Raw genomic sequence first — 18,340 nt, forward strand, 5'->3', positions numbered from 1 at the left:
ACAAATCAATAAGGAACCCAGCCTGGCAAGAACACAGGCTCGCTGCAATCTTCGTGACGTAACCGGCGTTCGTCGGCTACCGGGCTGCTTCGCGCTATAACTGATGGCGTAAACTGTCCCATCTTTGTCCGCCAAGCCCATTATCTGGTGCTAGGCTGGGGACTAGCATTCAGGCCATCGCCGAACCCAGATGGCAGGAAATAGTCCTCATGAACCCCATGGCAACCCCCACCGCCCTGATCGTCATCGACGCGCAGGAGTCCTTCCGTCACCGCCCCTATTGGGTGGACGCGGAGTATGACGCCTATCGCCCGGCGCAGCAGGCGCTGGTCAATGGCGCCAAGGCGCGCGGCATCCCCGTCGTCCAGATCTTCCATGTGGATGGCGAGGCGCCGTTCAGCCTGGAGTCCGGCACCATCCGCACGCTGGAGGGGTTGGACATCACGCCCGACGCGGTGTTCCACAAGGCGCGGCACAGCGCCTTGGTCGGTAGCGGGCTGGACGTCTGGCTGATCAGTCACGGCATCCGGCGCGTCATCATCTCCGGCGTGCGGACGGAGCAGTGCTGTGAAACCACCACCCGCCATGCCTCCGACCTGGGCTTCGACGTCACCTATGTGACGGAGGCGACGCTGACCTTCCCCATGACCGACGCGCGCGGGCGCACTTGGCCGACGGCGGAGATCAAGGCCGCCACGGAGTTGGTGCTGGACGGCCGCTTCGCCCGCATCGCCACCGTCGCCACGGCGTTCGACGCATGAACGACGATCCCATCCCCCTGCCCGTCTATGTGGTGCTGCCGCCGCGCACGCTGCTGCTGGACGTGGCGGGGCCGGTGGAGGTGCTGCGCCGGGCCAATGTGGAGCAGGACTGCGTGCGCTTCGCCGTTCGCTATGTCGGCCCAGCGGCAACGCTGGTCACGTCCATCGGCCTGACCGTGTCGGGCGTGGAGCCTTTGCCCGACACGCTGCCGGCCGACGCCATGGTGATGGTGGTGGGTTCAGTGGAGCAGATGATGGGGGATGCGGGGCCGGACGCGGCGGAGGTCGAGGTGGGCAACGAGGCCATCGTCGACTGGCTGCGGAGCCGCGTCCAGGCCAGCCATCGGCTGGTCAGCATCTGCGCCGGGGCGCTGCTGGCCGGCCGTGCCGGTCTGCTGGACGGCCGGTCCTGCACCACCCATCACAGCGACTGCGAAACGCTGGCACGGCTGGCGCCCCGCGCGCGGGTGCTGGAGAACCGCCTGTATGTCGAGGATGGCAAGGTGGCAACCAGCGCCGGCGTCACCGCCGGCATCGACCTGATGCTGCACCTGGTCGCCACCCTGCTGGGCCCGGCCGTGGCCCTGGCCGCCGCGCGCGCCCTGGTGGTCTATGTGCGGCGGGCGGGTGGCGATCCGCAATTGTCCGCCTGGCTGGAGGGGCGCAACCATGTGCATCCGGCGGTCCACCGGGTGCAGGACGCCATCACCGCCAACCCCGCCCATCCTTGGACGCAGGAGTCGCTGGCGGCGGTGGCCGGGGCCAGCCCCCGCCATCTGTCGCGGTTGTTCAATGATCATGCGGGGATGACGCTGCCGGATTATGTCAACCGGCTGCGGGTGGCGCTGGCGGCCCAATTGCTGGGCCATACGCGGCTGGACATGGAAAGCGTGGCGGAGCGCGCGGGCTTCGCCTCGACCCGGCAAATGCGGCGGGTCTGGCGTCTCTACCACCCCACGCCACCCAAAGCGGCTCGGGGATCTGCGGCGGGATGACGCCCAGGAACCTCGGGAACGCCTTAGAAGCTGTGGATACGGGCCACAGCCACCTGGTCATAGGCATTGGCCTGGCGGCCGGCCAGGCAGGCGTTCAGATGATCGGCACGCTGGGCGTCCTGCTCCGCACCGGGATACAGGTCGAACGCCGACAGCGAGCAACTGGAGAAGGCGGGATTTTCATCGGCCACCTGGACATAATCATGGTCCGGCGCGCCGGTGCAGGCGGCGATGGGCAGCAAAACGCCCAGGGTGGGTAACAGACGGGTGGGCAGCAGGCGGCGCACCCAGTGATTGATGGCCTTGGTCATGGCGTCATCCCCAAATTTCAGCTCGTTCCGTATCGCAAATCTAGCGAAGCGAAGCCGAGCCGGGAGTGACGGGCGTCATAAACGCGCAGATGAGCGGACATGGGCGCCCCCCGCCCACCGCATGCCAAGCGGAGGGGGCACCGCCGTGGGGAATATCCGGGGGCAATCAGCCCTGCGCGTCCTGATGCGCGCGCCAGGCGTGGGCCAGGCGGACGAAGCCCGCCACGTCCACCTCCTCCGCCCGCGCCGTTGGCGGGATGCCCGCCGCCTCCAGCAAAGGCTCCGGCTGCGCCACCAGGCCCTTCAGGCCGGCGCGCAGCATCTTGCGGCGCTGGTTGAAGCATGCTGCCACCACCCGTTCCATGTCCTTGAAGGAGGGGGCGTCATCCGGCAGGACGCGCGGGGTGATATGCACCACCGCCGACATGACCTTGGGCGGCGGCGAGAAAGCCTGCGGCGGGATATCGAACACCAGGCGGGCCTCGGCCAGCCATTGGCTCATCACCGCCAGGCGGCCGTAATCCTTGGTGCGCGGCACGGCGACGATGCGCTCCACCACCTCTTTCTGGAACATCAGCGTCAGGCTGCGGAACTCCCGGATCTGCCGCAGCCAACCCACCAGCATGGGCGTACCGACGTTGTAGGGCAGGTTGGCGACGATGGCGCGCGGCGCTGGGGCGATGGCGGTCATGTCCACCGCCAGCGCGTCACCCTCCACAATGGTCAGGCGGCCGGCGGCGGCCTCGACGACATCCGCCAGGGCCGCGACGAAGCGGCTGTCCCGCTCCACCGCGATCACCGCCTTGGCATCGCTTTCCACCAGGGCGCGGGTCAAACCCCCGGGGCCAGGCCCCACTTCGATGACGGTGACGCCGGCCAGGTCGCCGGCGGCGGCCGCCACCCGGGCCGTCAGGTTCAGGTCCAGCAGGAAGTGCTGGCCCAGGGCCTTGCGGGCGCCCAGGTCGAAACGGGCGATGACGTCGCGCAACGGCGGCAGATGGGCAAGGCTGGTCATGGGGCGATCTTGGAACAGGAAGGGATCAAGCGGATGACTGGGCGCGCTGCCGCGCCAGACGGTCGGCCGACAGAAGGGCCGCCACCAGGCTGGACGGGCTGGCCTGGGCCGTGCCCGCCAGCGACAGGGCGGTGCCGTGGTCCGGCGAGGTGCGGATGAAGGGCAGGCCCAGGGTGATGTTGACCCCGGTTTCGAAATCCAGGGTCTTCAGCGGAATCAGGCCCTGGTCATGGTATTGGCAGATGACGGCGTCGTAAGCGGCGCGGGCGCCGGCGTGGAACAGGGTGTCGGCCGGCAGCGGACCGGTGACGGCCAGCCCCTCCGCCCGCAAAGCGGCGACGGCGGGGGCGATGATCTCGATCTCCTCCCGCCCCATGGCGCCCCCCTCCCCCGCGTGGGGGTTCAGGGCGGCCACGGCCAGGCGCGGCTGGGTGATGCCGAAATCACGGCGTAGCGCCTGACACGTCGTCCGCGCCGCGTGCAGCAGCACCGCCGGCGTCAGCAGGCTGGGCACGTCCTTCAGCGCCACATGGATGGTGGCCAGGGCGACGCGTAAACCACCGCCCTCCAGCAGCATCACCGGTTCCTCCGTCATCCCGGCCAGGTGGGCCAGGTATTCGGTGTGGCCGGGGTGGCGGAAGCCGGCGGCGTACAGGCTGCTTTTCTGGATGGGGTTGGTAACGACGGCGGCCGCTCGGCCCCCGCGCACCAAGGCCACAGCCCGGTCGATGCTGGCGATGACGGCGGCGCCGTTGGCGGGGTCTGGCCGACCGGGCACCACGGGCACGGGCAGATCCTGGCGCAGCACCGGCAGCGCGTTGCTGAAGACGACGGCGGCTTCCGCCGGCTCAACGATCTGCCGCACCGGCACGTCAAGGCCGGTGGCGTGGGCCAAGGTCGCCAGGCGGTCCGGGCTGTCGATCAGAAAAAAGGGCGGGATGCCCCGGTCACGCCGCAGCCGCCAGGCCATCAAGGCGATCTCGCCACCGATGCCGGCCGGTTCGCCCATGGTCAGGGCCAGGGGCAAGGGGGACGAAGGAAGCGGCGCGGTCATGAAACGGATCGGGGGGCTGTCGCCCCCCGCCCCTCAGCTACGGATGTCGATGGTGGCGGCCCGCCGCAGGTCGCGCAGGTTGCGCCGCTGCAGCATGTCCATGCGCTCGCCACCGATCATGTTGGCCACCTGGTCACGCGGCGGGGCGCTGCCCTCCGGCACCTTGCGGTCGCACACCATCAGCAGCATCAGGCCGGCCTGGGTTTCCAGCGGATCGGTCGCCTGGCCGACGCCCAGCCGGCCGATCAGCTTGGCCAGCTCACCCGGGATGTCGCCCAGGCGGGTCATGGGCTGCGCGCGGGTGGTGGAGCCCGGCAGGTTGGCCTTGGCGGCGGCGGCGAGGGCCTCGCAGCTGTGCGAGGTGTCACCGATCTTCTTCACGGTCTGGCCCAGGGCCTGGATGTCGGCTCCGGGCGGCACCGGCACCACAACCTGGCCCACCGACACCTGGATGTCGTTGGGGTCACCGCCGGTGACGGTGCGCTCATCACGCACGAGAAAGATGTAATAGCCGCCGGCGCCGCGCAGCGGCACCGAGACCTGGCCCGTGGGCAGGCGCTGCAAGGCGCGGTCCAGCGCCGGCTCAAGCTGGCCCTGCTGCACCCAGCCCATGTCGCCGCCGGCCGCCGCCGTGGCGCTCTGCGAGAACTGCTGGGCGACGGCGGCGAAATTGGCGCCGTGCGTGATTTCGCCGACCAGCTTGTCGGCCAACTGGTGGGCGTCCTGGTCCAGCTTGGGATTGTCGACGGAGATGAAAATCTCCGTCAGCAGGTATTCTGGCTTGCCCGCGTTGGCGATGATGCGCTGGGTCCGGGTGTCGATCTCCTCATCGCTCACCTGGATGGTGGGACGGATACGCCGCTGCACCACCTTATTCCAGGCGATGTTGGCGCGCATCTGGTCCTTCAGGGCGGCGACGGGAACCCCGCTGCGTTCCAGGGTGGCCGCGAACTCTTCCGGCGAGGCCGCCTTGTTCTGCTTGGCGAGGCGCGCGAACTCCCGGTCCACCTCCTCATCCGTCACCACCAGGTTCTGCTTCTTGGCCTCCTGCAGCTCCAGCTTCTCATCGATCAGCAGGCGCAGCACCTGAGGCTTCAGCTTCTGCTCCACATCCGGCGTGTCGGGCAGGCCCGTATTGACGATGGCCAGGCGCATGCGACCGGCCAAGTCGGTTTGGGAGATCGCCTCGTCATTCACCACGGCGACGATACGCTCCTCCTGCTGCCCCTGCGTGGCGCTGACGCGCGGGCCCACGGCCAGGCCGTTGGCGGCGTTGGCCGTCCGGGGGCCGGCCAACTGCGCCAGCGCGGGCGTGGCCAGGCTGGTGGTCAGCGCCAAGCCAAAGGCAAGCACGGCAGCGGCGGAACGGCGGGAGAATTGGATCATCTGACCTTACCGGGAAAAGCAGGGAACGGAACTTATAGTGCCAAGGATGGGGGAAGGCAAACGGCCGCCGCGCGCCACGCGCGGCCGTTCAACCATCCTCCAGATGCAGCAGGGCGGCGGCCCCCAGCATGAGGCAGACCCCCGCCGGCGCCCAGGCGGCCAGGAACACCGGCAACACGCCGCTGCGCCCCAGCGCCTGGATGATGTTTTGGCTGACGAACAGCACCAGGGCGGTCACCAGGCCGGTGCCCAGCATCTGCAAGGTGCCGCCACGGCGGGCGTGGCGCAGGGAAAATGTGCCGGCCAGGAAGACCATGGCGCAGAAGAAGGCGGGCACGGCCAGCATCGATTCGTAATACATGCGGTGCCGCACCGACGACAGCCCGGTCTGTTCCAGGGTCTGGATGAAACCGGGAAGTTCCCAGAACGACAGGGTGTCGGGCTGAGCGAAACTTTCCTGGATACGGGCTTCCGTCAGGTCGGTGGGCAAGGCCGTGACGTCGACATGCTGGGTGGGTCGGCCCGGACGGTTCAGCCAGGCGTTGCGCAGCACCCACTGCCCCTTCTGCAATTCCGCCGTATCCGAATCCAGGCGGCCCACGGGAATCTGGTCGGTGCCGTTGAACAACAGGATGGTGACGGTGCGCAGGTTCACCGGCTTGCCCGGCCCCACCGACTCCGCATGGATCAGGTAGTTGCCGTTCTCCCCCTCCTGCACCTGCCGCAGCCACACGCCCGAGCGGGCGACGTCCAGCGAACTTTGCTGTCCGCGCAGGTAACGGCTTTCCAGCTGCTCATAGCGGGTCAGCATGGTGGCGAAGACGGGGCTGAGCAGGGTGATGTTGAGGATGCCGGCCGTCATGGCGGTCAACAGCACCGGCGTCATGAACTGCCAGACCGAAATGCCGGAGGCGCGCACCACCACCAACTCCGCGCTACGGGTCATGCGGAAGAAGGTGTACATGGCGCCGAACAGCACGCCGAACGGAAAGATTTGCTGTCCGATCTCCGGCAGCTTCAGCAAGGCCATGCCCAGGACGATCTGGAAGGTGGCGTCGGTCTTGGCGGCGGCGCGGCGCAACAGCTCCACCGTGTCCAACAGCAGGACGAGCGCCAGCATGCCCCCCAGGATGACCAGGAACCAGAAGACGAATTGCCGGGTGATGTAGACGGACAGGGTGGGTGAGATGCGCATGATGTCAGGCCACCTTTCCGCCCAATGATCCATCCAGGGGCGGGCCACCGAGCGGCGGGGGCGCCTTGCGGGGGCCTCCGCCGCTCACCCGGCGCCAGTTCTGCAGATACCAATAACCGACAAGCACCGGGGCGATGCCGACGACATACAGCACGGCGTTGAAAAGCTGGGTTTTGACCGCGAGGTTGGAGATGCCTAGCATCATGGCCTGCAGCAACATGCCGCACACCACAGCCAGTGAAATGCGGCGGGCCTGGCCGCGGCGCGAGAACTCACCCGACATCAGGGCCGTCAGCGCGATCATGGCGAAGGCCGGCGCCAGCAGCGGCGTGGCGAAGCGCTGGTGCAGTTCCTGGTTCAGGCGGGGGCGCAACTGGGTATCCGTGGGGTTGCCGGTATCGAACAACAGGTCGCTCAGGGTCCGCTCACGCGGGTCGGGCCAGCGCGGGGCCTCCCCAGCGTTCAGCACCTTGAGGTCGACGGTGTAGCGCTTGAATTCCAGGTTGGAGGCGTGGCCGGTGTCGCGGTCATATTCCTGGCGCACACCGTCATAGACGATGACGCGCGGCCCGGCCTCCGCCGTCACCAGGATGCCGTGGTCGGCAATGGTCATCACCGGGCGCTGCGGCTTGCTGCTGTCATAGATGATCAGGCCGCTCAGCATCCCCTCCGCCCCACGCTGGCGGACGTAGACGGTCTTGCCCTCGCCCACGTCGTTGAAGGTGCCTTCACGCAGCAGGACGGAGGAATAGTCGGTGCGGATCTCCTCGCGCAGGCGCACGAACTCGCGCTGAGCCGCGGGCGCCAGGAACAGGTTCAGCACCAGGCAAAGGAACAGGACGATGGCCGACAGCTGCAGGGCGGGCCGGGCCAGGGTCAGCGGCCCCATGCCGGCCGCGCGCATGACCACCAGCTCGCTGTCCAGCGTCAGGCGGTTGTAGGTGAACAGCGTGGCGATCAGCACGCCCCAGGGCATCACCAGCGCCAGGAAGGTCGGCAGGGTGGAGAACGCGAGGCGCAGGAACATGGTGATCGGCGCCCCGCCCTCGACCACCAGCTGGATCAGGCGCAGCGATTGCGTCATCCAGATGGTCGAGGACAACCCGGCCGTGATGAAAATCATCGCCACGACGAGGTTGCGCGACAAATACCGGCCGATCAGATTCATCGTGCTCCACAACAAGAAAAGGCGGAACCGGCGCCAGCCAAAAGGGCGTCCCCCATTCCGCCATCCGGCACCGCGAACGCACCCTGAGGCGCGCCCTTGGCCCGGCCACTATAGGGCCCCACAATTTGGCGAAACCAGGGCGCTTTGCCCCAGCCCTCGAAAGAGGGCAGCCGTCGTGGGACCCCGCCCACAGGGCTTGGTACGCTGTTCTTATCGACTCCCGTCTCCGGAAACAACCGCCAGGGACGAAAGGACTGGATTTCGAGCGTTGACGAACAACATTGAGAAATCCTGTATAGGACTTCAGGACCGCCATTAAGGCGAAGCCATCCGGACGGGGTAAAGGCGCCGCGTGGGCGCCGCCGTCCCAAGGGACCACCAAGAGAGGCAAGATGAAGATCGCTTACGCCCAGAACGCCCTGCCGCAATCCGGCGTGCTGGCCATCACGGTATCGCAGGGCCGCGGGCTGGGCAGCCTGGGCGCCGAGCTGGACCAGAAGGCCGGCGGCGCGCTGGCCCGCGCCATGGAGGCGGGCCGCTATACCGGCAAGGCGGACGAGACGCTGACCCTGCTGGCGCCCGCCGGCACCGACTATTCGCGCATCCTGCTGGTGGGCATCGGCGCCGCGGAGAAGGTGACGGACCTGACGGCCCAGTCGCTGGGCGGCACGGTCGCGGCCAGCCTGGCCCGTGCCGGCGACTCCGACGCCACGCTGGTGCTGGACGGCCATGACGGCCTGGTGCTGTCGCCGGCCACCTTCGCCGCCAACGTCGGCTACGGGGCCCGCCTGCGCTCCTACCGCTTCGACAAGTACAAGACCAAGGAACCGAAGGACCAGAAGCCGACACTGAAGAAGCTGACGCTGGCCACCGCCGAACATGCCGCCGCCAAGAAGGCCTACGGCAAGCTGGAGAAGGTCGCCGACGGTGTCTTCCTGACCCGCGACGTCGTGTCCGAGCCGCCGAACGTCATCTATCCGGAAACCTTGGCCGAGCGCTGCCAGGCCCTGACCGAGCTGGGCGTCAAGGTCGAGGTGCTGGATGAGAAGCAGATGAAGAAGCTGGGCATGGGCGCGCTGCTGGGCGTGGGCCAGGGCTCGGCCCGGCCGCCGCGGCTGGTGATCATGCGCTGGGACGGCGGCGAGAAGGGTGCCGCCCCGCTGGCCTTCGTGGGCAAGGGCGTCACCTTCGACACCGGCGGCATTTCGATCAAGCCGGCCGCCGGCATGGAAGACATGAAGTGGGACATGGCGGGCTCCGGCGCCGTCATCGGCCTGATGGCCGCCCTGGCCGGCCGCAAGGCCAAAGCCAACGTCGTTGGCGTGGTGGCCCTGGTGGAGAACATGCCCGACGGCAACGCCCAGCGCCCCGGCGACGTGGTCACCAGCATGTCCGGCCAGACGATCGAAGTGTTGAACACCGACGCCGAGGGCCGGCTGATCCTGGCCGACGCCCTGTGGTACACCCAGGCGACGTTCAAGCCGCGCTTCATGGTCGACCTGGCCACCCTGACCGGCGCCATCATCGTCTCGCTGGGCAACGAGCATGCCGGCCTGTTCTCCAACAACGACGAACTGTCGCAGCGCCTGACCGACGCCGGCCTGAAGACGGGCGAGACCCTGTGGCGCCTGCCGCTGGGGGCCGCCTATGACAAGGACATCGACTGCGACGTCGCCGACATGAAGAACATCGGCAGCCCGGGCAAGGCCGGCAGCATCATCGGGGCCGTCTTCCTGCAGCGCTTCGTCAACGACGTGCCGTGGGCCCACCTGGACATTGCTGGCACGGCCTGGAGCAAGAAGGACGGCGGCACGGTGCCGAAGGGTGCCACCGGCTATGGCGTCCGCCTGCTGGACCGGCTGGTCGCGGACCACTACGAAGGCTGAGCGACTCATGCCGCATAGGCCCCGACTGGGGCCGCCGGAGCCTTTCGGGTAACGCAGTGGACTGAAAGGCGAGGAAGCCAAGTCCGCGGATGCGGACGCCCGGCGATTGAGGGGGCCTTCGATCGGTCTTGATCGAAGGCCCGCGCAAGAAACCAGGGCTGACAAAAGCCTTTGCAGTCAGGGTAAGATCGGGGGCGGCTCAGCCAAGGGCCGCCCCCTTTTTTCTTGCCGCGCGGATCGTTCCCATGACCGAGGTCAACTTCTACCACCTGCAGCGCAGCAGCCTGGAGCAGACCCTGCCCGACCTGCTGGAGCGGTCGCTGGCGCGCGGCTGGCGGGCGGTGGTGCTGTCGACGGTGGAGGAGCGGTCGGAACAACTGGCACAGCATTTGTGGACCTGGCGGCCGGACAGCTTCCTGCCCCACGGCACGGCCAAGGATGGCCACGCCGCCGACCAGCCCATCTGGCTGACGGCGGTGGATGAGCGGCCCAACGACGCCCAGGTGCTGTTCCTGACCGACGGCGCCACCAGCGCCCGCATGGCCGACTACGTCCGCGTCTGCGACATCTTCGATGGCATCGACCCTGACGCGGTGGCCGCCGCGCGTCAGCGCTGGAAGGCCGCCAAGGAGGCCGGGCTGGACCTGACCTACTGGCAGCAGACCGACAAGGGCTGGGAAAAGAAGGCCTGATATCCATGTAGTCACGCGACCGCAACATCGTTGCCACGGGCCGGTGCCGCAGATTTCGCGTCGGTGATTTTTTGTTACACGGAAGCGGAGGCCATTTGTGCCACTGGTCGCCGTGCGTACCATCCGCCCCAATGGCAAGCGGGGAACGGACATGGAAATCCTGCGTCAAACGCTCACGGGAATAATGGGCGCGGCAATGTTGGCGCTAAGCCCTGCAGCGGAAGCGGCCCTGCCCGCCGTCACGATGGCGACCGGCACTAACCATTTCATCACGGCGGATGGCCGCCCCTTCATCCCGCAAGGTGTCAATTGGGTGGTGGTCTCGCCCGGAACCCCCGCCACGCAAAAGAACATCAGCTTCAACCCAGACTATTATCCGGCCCACCGCGCCGTCATTCATGACAGCTTGAAGGAGATCGCGCGCAACGGTTTTAACAGGGTGCGGAAGAATGGAGCGTTAAGGCCCCTTTCCCCATGAGCCAAGCCGATTGAAGGCTTGATCGAGGGGCTACGGGCCGCTTTTGCGGCCATCTTCCCCGGCTTCCGCCGTTTGCAGGCGGAATCCGGGCATGGTCAGGCCGCCACCATCAGCTTGGGCAGTCTGACGAGGTTGTAGGCGGCGGCGGTCAACATGAAGGCCCAGCCGACGCGATCGGTTCCCTTGTGGCGCGTCTTGCGCAAGGTGCCGGTGGTCTTGATCCAGCCGAAGACCTCCTCAATACGCTTGCGGATACGCAAGGACACGCCATAGCCGGGGTGGCGGGTGGTGCGTCCATCAATGGCGGACGTGCGCCGCGCCCCGGTCTTGGTCAGGTGATCATTCCGGGCGATATGCGGCGTCACCTTGCGGGCACGGAGTTCCCGGACGAACTCACGCGCATCAAAGGCCTTGTCGGCGCCCAAGGTGATCCGCCGCGTCGGCTTCAGCCCGTCGACCAATGCCAACGCCGCCTCGCGTTCGGCGGTGCCGGTCGCTTGGGTCAGCGTCGCACCAACCACCAGGCCGTTGCGGTTCTCCATCAGCACATGCCCCATGTAGGCTAGGCGCGATGGCTGGCCATTGCTCTTGCGGTACAGTTTGGCTTCAGGGTCGGTGGTGGACGCGTGGGTCTGGTTGGAGCGCTTCTCCCCGTGGAAGTCGCGCTCCCCGTTGCGACCGGGGCCCGGCGGGTCGCCACCGCCATCCTTGGGCCGGAAGCTCTTGATCGACGCCCAGGCCTCGATCAGCGTGCCATCCACCGAGAAGTGGTCGTCCGACAGCAAGTTCCGGCCTCGCGCCTGGGCCACCACCGCCCCCAGGAACTTCGCCGCGACGTCGCCTCCAAGAAGCCGCTCACGGTTCTTGGTGAACACCGTCACGTCCCACACCGGGGCGTCCATCGCCAACCCGACAAACCAGCGGAACAGCAGATTGTAGTCCATCTGCTCCATCAGTTGTCGCTCCGACCGGACCGAATAGAAGGCCTGGAGCAGCAGCGCCCGCAGCAGTTTCTCCGGCGGGATCGAAGGACGACCCACCTTCGCGTACATCGCCTCAAAGTCCGGCGACAAAACCTCCAGCGCCTCGTCACAGATCGCCCGGATCGCCCGAAGCGGATGGCTTGACGGAACACGCGCTTCGCAACTCACGTACGAAAACAAGCCTTCCGTCCGAATGTCTCCGCCACGCATCCCATCCTCCTCAGCGTCATGAGGAAGCGAATCACGACAGGAACTCAGACGGAAGGGTTTTTCCGCATCCTGTTAACTTCGTTCGCATCCGCCTGGACGCGGAAGGCATCGCCGGACCGACCGGCACGGTGGGGCTGAACCCCGCCTACATGGCCAACGTCATCGACTTCATCCGCGCCGCGGCAGCCGACGGTTTGTATGTCGAGCCGACCGGGCAATGGCTGCCCGCCAACTACTATATGCTGGTGTCACGCGACGGCTTCCCGGAGCCCGACCGGCAGAACACGAGTGGCATCAACGAACTGCTGCTGAGCCAGGGACTGATCCACGCCTATGGTCGCTACATCGCTGACATGCTGGCGGCCATCAAGGCGGCCGACCCGGAACTCATGTCCGCAATCTTCTGCGTCGACCTGTGGAACGAGCTGGGTTTCGAGTCCAAGGATCTGCCCTTCTCCCGCGAGGTGGGCCTCTACACGGCTGAGGACGGCAACGTCGTCGACTTGACCGACCCCGCCAGCCGTCAACGCCTGGCGGACGCGGCCACCATCCGTTGGATCGACGGCGTGATCGCAGAAGCCAAACGGGTGGCACCGGGCGTGCTTTTCACTGCCAGCGTCTTTTCTCCCTTGGATGTCTTCCGCCCTGGCTATGTCGGTGTCTTCCAACACGATGCGAAATGGGGGGACCCGCGCCAGCCCTTCCGTCTATCCGCCATCCAGGACTCACGGGCCGACTTCCTGGAAGTCCACCTCTATCCTCACACCACCGACGCCACGCTGGATGACCAGTTGACCTCCCTGGAATTTACCCCTGCCCGGGACACCAAGCCGGTGCTGCTGGCCGAAACCGGCGCCTTCAAGAGTGAAATCAAGGAGGTTGCCCAGGTGGACAGCACCCTGCGCAGCATTCTGCACCAGTCCTGCACCCTGCGCTTCGCCGGCTGGGCCTACTGGACCTGGGACACGGACGAGCAGACAGATTTGTGGAACCTCAAGGAAAACGACGGCTATTTGGCCCAGCGCCTGTCGCCTAAGCGCTTCGACTGGTGCGATGGCTGAGAGCGTCCCTACATCTTGTGCATATGCAGCATGGACGGTCACGCCGCCCCTGGAAAGATGGCGCCCGGCCCTTATTTAAGCTCGATGAACAGCCTATCCATCGCGCGCATCCTGCTGGTCGAGGACGACCCGGCGATGCGCACCCTGATCCTGCGGGTGCTCAAGGAAAACGGGTTCGAGGCCACCGGCGTGCGGGACGGCCGCGACATGGCCGACGCCCTGGGCCAGGGCAGCTACGACCTGGTGTTGCTGGACGTCATGCTGCCGGGTCAAAGCGGGCTGGACATCTGCCGCGAATTGCGGCGCACCAGCCAGGTGCCCATCATCATGGTCAGCGCCCATGGCGAGGAGATCGACATGGTGCTGGGGCTGGAGATGGGCGCCGACGACTACGTGCCCAAGCCCTTCCGCGCCAAGGAGTTGCTGGCCCGCATCCGCGCCCTGCTGCGCCGCGCCGCCAACAACGGCAACGGCGCTGGCTCCGTCGGCGCCGCACCCCAGGACGTCATGGTCTTCGCCGGTTGGCGCCTGGACCGGCGGCGGCGGGAGCTGACGGACCCCGACGGCGTCGCGGTCGACCTGTCGGGGGCGGAACATGATCTGCTGGTCAGCTTCCTGGAAAACCGGCAGCGCGTCATCGGCCGCGAGCGCCTGCTGGAACTGTCCCGCGCCCGCCTGGGCGATGTGAACGACCGCAGCGTCGACGTGCTGGTCAGCCGCCTGCGGCGCAAGCTGGGGGATGAGAACCGCCTGATCCGCACGGTGCGGGGGGTGGGCTACATCTTCACCGCCGACGTGACCGTCCTATGACCCCGCCGCTTGTTCATCGGTGGGCCCATCTGTGGCCGCGCAGCCTGATCGGCCGCCTGGGCGTCGTGCTGTTCGGCGCCGTGCTGCTGGCCGTCATCGGTAACGCCATCGTCCTGGTCCAGGCCGAACAGGACTATGGCGACGAAACCCAGACCTGGCACATCGCGGAGCAGGTGGAAACGGCGGGTCACGTCCTCTCGGCCATCGAGCCCGAGCGCCGTGCGGCGGTCGCGGACTCCCTGTCCTCCCCCTTCCTGGCCTTCACCTGGGTTCCAAACCCGGCGGAGCGCGCCAACCAGGGTGACAATCCCGCCAGTTGGCTGCTGCGCCATGAGATGATCGAGCATCGGCCGACGCTGGCGGGGTTGGATCTGCGGCTGCGCACCGGCGCCGAAACGCCGTCCAAGACCTTCGACGGCGATCTGCGGCTGACGGATGGCAGCATCCTACGCTTCGGTGCCACCGACCTGCCGGCCTACGTTCCCGTCCTGTATGCCCAGCTGGGGTCCATCGCCCTGCTGTCCATCGGCGTGCTGCTGATGGCGCTGTTCCTGGTGCAGACGCTGGCGGCCCCCCTGAAGATGTTGGTGAAGGCGGCGGATGCGGTGGGCAACGGGCCCCCCGTTTTCATCCCCGCCCGCGGCCCTCAGGAAATTCGGCGCGTTGCCCTGGCCTTCAACGCCATGCAGCGGCGCATCGACCGCCTGATCACAAGCCGGACGGAGGCGCTGGCCGCCGTCTCCCACGATTTGCGCACCCCCATTGGGCGCCTGCGCCTGCGGGCGGGCTTCCTGCCCAGCGCGGACGAGCGCGCCGCCTTCGACAGCGACCTGGATGAGATGGAAGGCATGGTCAACGACCTGCTGGATTATCTGGGCGGAGAGGAGGACCCCGAGCGGCCGCGCCGCACCGACCTGCCGGCCCTGCTGTCGACCCTGGTGGACAACGCCGTCGATGCCGGCCACGCCGCCCGGTATGACGGGCCGGATCGGCTGGCCCTGACCCTGCGGCCGCTGGGCATGCGGCGCGCCTTTTCCAACATCATCAACAACGCCATCGCCTATGGCGGCGGCGCCCGGGTGGTGGTGCGCGATACCGCCAAGGCCGCGGTCGTGTCGATCAGCGACGACGGCCCCGGCATCCCCGAGGCTCAATTCGAGGCGGTGTTCGAGCCCTTCCACCGTTTGGAGGAATCCCGCAACCGGGGAACCGGGGGCACGGGCCTGGGCCTGACCATCGCGCGCCAAGCGGTAACGCGGGAGGGCGGCAGCATCGCCCTCAAAAATCGTCCGGAAGGCGGCCTGGCGGTTATCATTACGATACCGAAACAGGATGAGATGCCTCAGAGGCCGCCCCAAAAGATCGCCGGACACACTTTGTCATAATCGAAACGTATCCGGGAAAAACTCGGGCGTTAGGTCTAGGGGGCCCCCAACGGGGACGGTGGTTCCAGGCGCCAGGCGCCGCGCCACCGTCCGGCCGGGGATCACCGACTGAAACGCGAGGGTCTTCCCATCATGGACAGCATCATCGACGGCGTGTCGCATTTCCGATCCGTTGTGTTCCCCGAACAGCGGTCGCTGTACCGCAAGCTGGCCCACCACGGGCAGCAGCCCAAGGCGCTGGTGATCTCCTGCGCCGACAGCCGCGTGGTGCCGGAGATCATCACCCAAAGCGGCCCGGGCGAGATGTTCGTCTGCCGCAACGCCGGCAACATCGTGCCACCCTTCAGCCAGGTGAACGGTGGCGTCTCCTCCGCCATCGAATACGCGGTGGTGGGGCTGGGGGTGAACGACATCGTCGTCTGCGGCCATTCCGACTGCGGCGCCATGAAGGCCCTGCTGAAGCCGGAGGCGCTGAAGGACATGCCCAACGTGGCCGCCTGGCTGCGCCACGCCGAAAGCGCCCGCCATGTGCTGCGCGAGGCGTACAGCCTGCTGCCCGAGGCGGAGGCCGCCCGCGTGCTGGCCATGGAAAACGTGGTGGCCCAGTTGAACCACCTGCGCAGCCACCCCTCCGTCGCCGCCAAACTGGCCTCCGGCCAATTGAACCTGCACGGCTGGTTCTTCGACCTGGAGAATGGACATATCCTGGCGCTGGACGGCGATACGGGGACGTTCCTGCCCGTGAGGGACAAGAACCAGACGCTGCAAGTGGCGGTGCGCGGCATGCGCCGCGCGGTCGCCGATCCCTGCTGCGCCCATCACGCGGCCCATGTCACGGCCGCCGAGTGACGGGGCGGTCCGAAAAAGGGAACAGAAACATGCAGCGTTTTTTTCCCGCCACGTTGGCGCGGGACCTCCCCGCGTCCATCGTGGTCTTCCTGGTGGCCATGCCGCTGTGCATGGGCATCGCCATCGCCTCCGGCGCGCCGCCTGAAAAGGGGCTGATCACCGGCATCATCGGCGGCATCATCGTCGGCCTATTCGCCGGCTCCCCCTTGCAGGTCAGCGGGCCGGCGGCGGGCCTGGCGGTCATCGTCTTCGAGCTGATCCGCGACGCCGGCATCGGCGCCCTGGGGCCGGTGCTGATCATGGCCGGCCTGATCCAGATGGCGGCCGGCATGCTGAAGCTGGGGCAATGGTTCCGCGCCATTTCTCCCGCCGTGGTCCACGGCATGCTGGCCGGCATCGGCGTGCTGATCGTGGCGGGCCAGTTGCACGTCATGCTGGACGCCAAGCCACAGGCGGGGGGCCTGGCCAACATCCTGGCCGCCCCCGCCGCCTATCTCGGCCTGTTCCCGTTCAGCGGTGAGGCGGCGGAGGCGGCGCTGGGCCTAGGATTGCTGACCATCGCCAGCATGCTGGTGTGGGAATGGGTGCGGCCGCAGCGCCTGCGCCTGGTGCCGGGCGCCCTGGTGGGCGTGGTGGCCGCCACCCTGGCCGCCACGCTGCTGAACCTGCCCGTCGCCAAGGTGGCGGTGCCGGAAAGCCTGTGGGCGGCCATCCAACCGCCTGACTTCGCCAACGGCTTCGGCCTGTTCGAGCCCAAGCTGATCATCATGGCGGTGGCCATCGCCTTCATCGCCAGCGCCGAAACCCTGCTGTCGGCGGCGGCGGTGGACCGCATGCACGATGGCGTGCGCACCAACTACAACCGCGAACTGACCGCCCAAGGGGTGGGCAACCTGCTCTGCGGCTTCGCCGGCGCCCTGCCCATGACCGGCGTCATCGTCCGCAGTTCCGCCAACGTGCAGGCGGGTGCCACCAGCCGCGCCTCCACCATCCTGCATGGCGTGTGGATCCTGGGAGCTGTGGCCCTGCTGCCCTGGCTGCTGCGCGCCATCCCCATGTCGGCCCTGGCCGGCGTGCTGGTGGTCACCGGCTATCGCCTGGTCAGCGTCGCCCATGCCCGCCACCTGTTCGAACGCTACGGCGTCCTGCCCGCCACCATCTGGGCCGTCACCCTGGTCACCGTGGTCGCCACCGACCTGCTGACCGGCGTGCTGGTGGGCCTGGGCCTCAGCCTCATCGAGGTGCTGCCCCAGGTGCGCCGCCTGCGGCTGCTGGTGGTCACCCGTGAACGGGAGGAAGGCGCGTGGGAGGTGGTGCTGTCCGGTTCCGCCAGCCTGGTGCAACTGCCCCGCCTGGCCCAGGCGCTGGAAAGCCTGCCGCCCGCCCGCCGCGTCACCCTGCGTCTGCGGTCCCTGTGGTTCATGGACCATACCTGCGCCGAACTGATCAGCGGCTGGATGGACCGTCGGCGCGCCCAGGGCGAGCGGGTGATCATCGACGATGGTGACGTCGCCCGCCACCAGGCCTTCGCCGCCAAGCTTCAGGTCAGCCACGGCTGACCCCCCTCAAGACCTTACGCATCAGATCCTACCCATCACGAGGAAACCATGAAGATGACCAAGACCCTGGCCCTGATCCCCGTTCTGGCCGCCCTGGTGGCCCCCCTGGGCATAGCCCACGCCGCAGGCACCACCGAGACGCCGACCATCACCATCACGGCGGCCCAGACCGACGCGGCCCGGCGCGTCTGCCGCGACACGCTGGGCCTGGCCCCGGCCAACGTGGACTACGCCGCCTGCGTCGAAAGCCTGAAAACCCAGGCGACCGCCGCCCGGCAGCCGCAGCCCGAGGCGCGGGCCTGCGCCGAGATGGGGCATACCCCGGGCGGCACCGACCATCACCAGTGCGTCGCCCATCTAGCGGCCGCGGTGGGCCATGCCCAGACCCCGCTGAACTGAGCGGCATCAACGTTATCCCTTCATCTCGATCCTTCCTTTGGGCGGCGTTCCTGACTGCCCGGGTGCGGCTCCCATCCACCCGGCCCCTACCCTAGCGTCCGCCCATGCCCACCCCTCCTGATCGGAGGGGTGGGCTTTTTTTC

The 18,340-nt window shown here is 67.6% G+C and carries 18 protein-coding genes; 11 read left to right on the forward strand and 7 right to left on the reverse strand.

What is annotated here, in order from left to right; genetic code table 11:
* Positions 1–209: 209 nt before the first annotated feature.
* Positions 210–761 carry an isochorismatase family protein gene (locus tag UCD39_RS00700; protein ID WP_330494238.1) on the forward strand — a complete coding sequence of 184 codons (552 nt, stop codon included), beginning with the start codon at positions 210–212 and terminating at the stop codon, positions 759–761.
* On the forward strand, positions 758–1,756 hold the full coding sequence (locus tag UCD39_RS00705; protein ID WP_330494239.1) for a GlxA family transcriptional regulator: 999 nt from the start codon (positions 758–760) through the stop codon (positions 1,754–1,756). Before UCD39_RS00700 ends, UCD39_RS00705 begins: the two co-directional genes overlap by 4 nt.
* Before the next feature lie 23 nt (positions 1,757–1,779).
* Here the strand turns inward: UCD39_RS00705 and UCD39_RS00710 are convergent, their stop codons facing one another.
* From UCD39_RS00710 to lptF, 6 genes are all read right to left on the reverse strand, one after another.
* Entirely contained in the window at positions 1,780–2,067 is a 288-nt protein-coding gene (locus tag UCD39_RS00710) for a hypothetical protein (protein WP_330494240.1), read from the reverse strand.
* A 166-nt stretch (positions 2,068–2,233) separates the two neighbouring features.
* Complete coding sequence (gene rsmA, locus UCD39_RS00715; protein ID WP_330494241.1) at positions 2,234–3,082, reverse strand: 16S rRNA (adenine(1518)-N(6)/adenine(1519)-N(6))-dimethyltransferase RsmA; 849 nt, start codon at positions 3,080–3,082, stop codon at positions 2,234–2,236.
* A gap of 25 nt (positions 3,083–3,107) precedes the next feature.
* Complete coding sequence (gene pdxA / locus UCD39_RS00720; protein ID WP_330494242.1) at positions 3,108–4,136, reverse strand: 4-hydroxythreonine-4-phosphate dehydrogenase PdxA; 1,029 nt, start codon at positions 4,134–4,136, stop codon at positions 3,108–3,110.
* Positions 4,137–4,169: 33 nt separating this feature from the next.
* Positions 4,170–5,522 carry a peptidylprolyl isomerase gene (locus UCD39_RS00725; RefSeq protein WP_145730672.1) on the reverse strand — a complete coding sequence of 451 codons (1,353 nt, stop codon included), beginning with the start codon at positions 5,520–5,522 and terminating at the stop codon, positions 4,170–4,172.
* 88 nt (positions 5,523–5,610) lie between these two features.
* Positions 5,611–6,717, reverse strand: a complete 1,107-nt coding sequence (lptG, locus tag UCD39_RS00730; RefSeq protein ID WP_145730670.1) for an LPS export ABC transporter permease LptG — start codon at positions 6,715–6,717, stop codon at positions 5,611–5,613.
* A gap of 4 nt (positions 6,718–6,721) precedes the next feature.
* A complete protein-coding gene (gene lptF, locus UCD39_RS00735) occupies positions 6,722–7,885 on the reverse strand; it encodes an LPS export ABC transporter permease LptF (RefSeq protein ID WP_330494243.1) in 1,164 nt (387 codons plus the stop codon).
* Positions 7,886–8,277: 392 nt separating this feature from the next.
* Here lptF and UCD39_RS00740 point away from each other — a divergent pair, with 392 nt between their 5' ends.
* The 3 genes from UCD39_RS00740 (at position 8,278) to UCD39_RS00750 (ending at position 10,941) form a co-directional block, all read left to right on the forward strand.
* Positions 8,278–9,771: a leucyl aminopeptidase gene (locus UCD39_RS00740; RefSeq protein ID WP_330494244.1), complete on the forward strand. Its 1,494-nt coding sequence runs from the start codon at positions 8,278–8,280 to the stop codon at positions 9,769–9,771.
* A 245-nt stretch (positions 9,772–10,016) separates the two neighbouring features.
* Positions 10,017–10,463, forward strand: a complete 447-nt coding sequence (locus tag UCD39_RS00745; RefSeq protein WP_330494245.1) for a DNA polymerase III subunit chi — start codon at positions 10,017–10,019, stop codon at positions 10,461–10,463.
* A gap of 151 nt (positions 10,464–10,614) precedes the next feature.
* Positions 10,615–10,941: a hypothetical protein gene (locus UCD39_RS00750; RefSeq protein WP_330494246.1), complete on the forward strand. Its 327-nt coding sequence runs from the start codon at positions 10,615–10,617 to the stop codon at positions 10,939–10,941.
* A gap of 95 nt (positions 10,942–11,036) precedes the next feature.
* On the opposite strand, the gene UCD39_RS00755 is transcribed toward UCD39_RS00750, so the two are convergent.
* Positions 11,037–12,134: an IS5 family transposase gene (locus UCD39_RS00755; RefSeq protein WP_330494247.1), complete on the reverse strand. Its 1,098-nt coding sequence runs from the start codon at positions 12,132–12,134 to the stop codon at positions 11,037–11,039.
* Between the two features lie 128 nt (positions 12,135–12,262).
* On the opposite strand from UCD39_RS00755, the gene UCD39_RS00760 reads away from it, so the two are divergent.
* The 6 genes from UCD39_RS00760 to UCD39_RS00785 all read left to right on the forward strand — a co-directional run bounded on the left by UCD39_RS00760 (position 12,263) and on the right by UCD39_RS00785 (position 18,197).
* Positions 12,263–13,195 (forward strand): hypothetical protein, encoded by a 933-nt coding sequence (locus UCD39_RS00760; RefSeq protein ID WP_330494248.1) that lies wholly within the window; start codon positions 12,263–12,265, stop codon positions 13,193–13,195.
* Positions 13,196–13,279: 84 nt separating this feature from the next.
* The gene (locus UCD39_RS00765) at positions 13,280–14,005 is read left to right on the forward strand and encodes a response regulator transcription factor (protein ID WP_330494249.1); all 726 of its coding nucleotides are present in this window, start codon (positions 13,280–13,282) and stop codon (positions 14,003–14,005) included.
* The gene (locus tag UCD39_RS00770; protein ID WP_330494250.1) at positions 14,002–15,390 is read left to right on the forward strand and encodes an ATP-binding protein; all 1,389 of its coding nucleotides are present in this window, start codon (positions 14,002–14,004) and stop codon (positions 15,388–15,390) included. The genes UCD39_RS00765 and UCD39_RS00770 overlap by 4 nt, the downstream gene beginning before the upstream one ends.
* Positions 15,391–15,522: 132 nt before the next feature.
* Positions 15,523–16,239, forward strand: coding sequence for a carbonic anhydrase (locus UCD39_RS00775; protein ID WP_330494251.1), 717 nt, complete (start codon positions 15,523–15,525; stop codon positions 16,237–16,239).
* Positions 16,240–16,268: 29 nt separating this feature from the next.
* The gene (locus UCD39_RS00780) at positions 16,269–17,798 is read left to right on the forward strand and encodes a SulP family inorganic anion transporter (RefSeq protein ID WP_330494252.1); all 1,530 of its coding nucleotides are present in this window, start codon (positions 16,269–16,271) and stop codon (positions 17,796–17,798) included.
* 54 nt (positions 17,799–17,852) lie between these two features.
* Positions 17,853–18,197, forward strand: a complete 345-nt coding sequence (locus UCD39_RS00785; RefSeq protein ID WP_330494253.1) for a hypothetical protein — start codon at positions 17,853–17,855, stop codon at positions 18,195–18,197.
* The last annotated feature ends 143 nt before the right edge of the window (positions 18,198–18,340 follow it).

The organism is Nitrospirillum karajorum (assembly GCF_036348415.1).
Taxonomy (GTDB): domain Bacteria; phylum Pseudomonadota; class Alphaproteobacteria; order Azospirillales; family Azospirillaceae; genus Nitrospirillum; species Nitrospirillum amazonense_B.